Annotated in this window: 4 protein-coding genes; all 4 read right to left on the reverse strand. The window is 72.2% G+C overall.

The annotated features are described in order from the left end of the window. A partial coding sequence (locus CCN72_RS40055) for a hypothetical protein (protein ID WP_208638122.1) occupies positions 1-184 on the reverse strand: 184 nt, incomplete at its 3' end. Between the two features lie 147 nt (positions 185-331). After that, the gene (locus CCN72_RS28510) at positions 332-745 is read right to left on the reverse strand and encodes a DUF6278 family protein (RefSeq protein ID WP_086810772.1); all 414 of its coding nucleotides are present in this window, start codon (positions 743-745) and stop codon (positions 332-334) included. Positions 746-760: 15 nt separating this feature from the next. After that, positions 761-1,540 carry an exodeoxyribonuclease III gene (locus CCN72_RS28515; protein WP_086810774.1) on the reverse strand — a complete coding sequence of 260 codons (780 nt, stop codon included), beginning with the start codon at positions 1,538-1,540 and terminating at the stop codon, positions 761-763. Positions 1,541-1,586: 46 nt separating this feature from the next. Beyond that, the coding region (locus tag CCN72_RS28520) for an MBL fold metallo-hydrolase (RefSeq protein ID WP_208638123.1) at positions 1,587-1,954 on the reverse strand (368 nt) is incomplete at its 5' end.

Genomic DNA, 1,954 nt, shown 5'->3' on the forward strand with positions numbered 1-1,954 from the left:
GCGTGCTCTCGGGGTGCCGGGGCCGGGTGCCGGACGTGTCCGCGGGCCCCGGTAACGGGTGGGCCGCGAAGGGGTGTGAGGGACGGGGATTGACGGGGCGCCGGGTGAACCGGCCGGTGCGCGTTGTCTGGTACGCCTTCTTCCAGTCGCCGTTCCTCGGTTCGATCAACGGATCGACGGCCATACGCAGCCCTACTCCACTCTCCGCTGGGTGGTGGTTGCCGCAAACTATCCAGCCGGGCCCGGGAGTCGGAGGGCGACACGGCCTTTCCGGCATTAGCCGTATTTAAGGCCGTGTCGGGGAGGGCGTGCCCTCGGGGCCGCCGCGGGTTCAGACCTCGGCGATCTCCGCGTACAGCTGGGACAGCTCGGGCACGCCGGTCGCGGCCCACTGGCGGCCCGCGTCCACCACCTCCACCTCGCGGCCGGAGGCGAGGCGCAGGACGGGCTCGCCGCCGGCGCTGATCCGCCAGGCGGCGCCGGGCACGGTACGCACCACGACGGTGCCCAGATACAGCCCGGCGTCATGGCCGAGCCAGGGCAGCGTCTCGGCGTCGTCGCGCCAGCGCGGGACCATCTGGTCCAGGGCCTCCAGGGAGGCCGGGGTGTCGTCCAGGCGGACGCCGCCCCGGGCCGCCTGGGCACGCAGCAGATCGCACTCGGACAGCAGCGCGGCCACCGACTCGGGGTCGGCGGGCAGCGCGGGGTGCTTCTTGTGCCGTGGGCCCAGGAACGGAAGGTTCATGGACCCAGCGTGGCATCAGACGTCGAGGTCGACCACCACGGGCGCGTGATCGGAGGCGCCCTTGCCCTTGCGCTCCTCGCGGTCGACGTAGGCGTCCTTGACGGCCCCCGCGAAGGCCGCGTTGCCGTACACCAGGTCGATGCGCATGCCGCGGTTCTTGGGGAAGCAGAGCTGGCGGTAGTCCCAGTAGGTGAACGGGTGGTCGTACTTGAGCGGGCGCGGTACGACGTCGTCGAGGCCGGCCTCGCGCAGGGCGGTGAGGGCGGCGCGCTCGGCGGGGGTGACATGGGTGGCGCCCTCGAAGGCGGCCCGGTCGTAGACGTCGTCGTCGGTCGGCGCCACGTTGTAGTCACCGAGGACGGCGAAGGGCCGGCTGCCCTGCGCGTCGCCGAGGACAGCGGCGCGCAGGGCCTCGAACCACTGGAGCTTGTACGCGTAGTGCGGGTGGTCGACCTCGCGGCCGTTGGGCACGTACACCGACCACACGCGGACGGGGCCACAGGTGGCGGAGATGGCGCGGGGCTCGGTCACGCCCTCGTACCCGGGGTCGCCGGGCAGTCCCTTGACGACGTCCGCCAGGCCGACGCGGGAGAGCACCGCCACGCCGTTCCACCGGCCGGTGGCGTGCACCGCGGCCTCGTAGCCCAGCTCGCGCAGCGGCTCGATCGGGAACTGCTCCTCGGCGACCTTGGCCTCCTGGAGGCAGAGCACGTCGGTGCCGCTGCTCTCCAGCCAGGCCAGCAGGCGCGGGAGGCGGGCGGTGATCGAGTTCACGTTCCAGGTCGCGATGCGCATGTCTCACAACCTACCTGGCGGGTACGACAACCCGTCCCGCCCCGCCTCACAGCCGGGCCGAGGTCCCCGGGGCGAGCCGCTGGTGGTCGGTGCCGCCGAGGGCGCCGATCTGGTGGTCGTAGATCGGCCGGGCCAGATCGGTGAGCAGGGCGTCATGGATGTCGTAGGCGCGCTGCGGGCGCACCTCGCGGACGTAGTCGATCACCTCGGCGATCTTGTTCCAGGGGGCCATGACCGGGAGCATCAGCGTCTCCACGGGCTGGTCGGGGACGGTGAGAGCGTCGCCGGGGTGGAAGATCTTCCCGCCGTCCAGGAGGTAGCCGACGTTGGTGATGCGCGGGATGTCCGGGTGGATCACGGCGTGCAGCTCGCCGTGCACGCGTACGTCGAAGCCGGCGGCGGTGAAGGTGTCGC

The sequence above is a fragment of the Streptomyces murinus genome (assembly GCF_002154555.1).
In the GTDB taxonomy this organism is placed as follows: Bacteria; Actinomycetota; Actinomycetes; order Streptomycetales; family Streptomycetaceae; genus Streptomyces; species Streptomyces murinus.

Coding starts and splice junctions, on each gene's coding strand:
- CCN72_RS28510 (WP_086810772.1), bottom strand. CDS start 745: ATGAACCTTCCGTTCCTGGGCCCACGGCACAAGAAGCACCCCGCGCTG.
- CCN72_RS28515 (WP_086810774.1), bottom strand. CDS start 1,540: ATGCGCATCGCGACCTGGAACGTGAACTCGATCACCGCCCGCCTCCCG.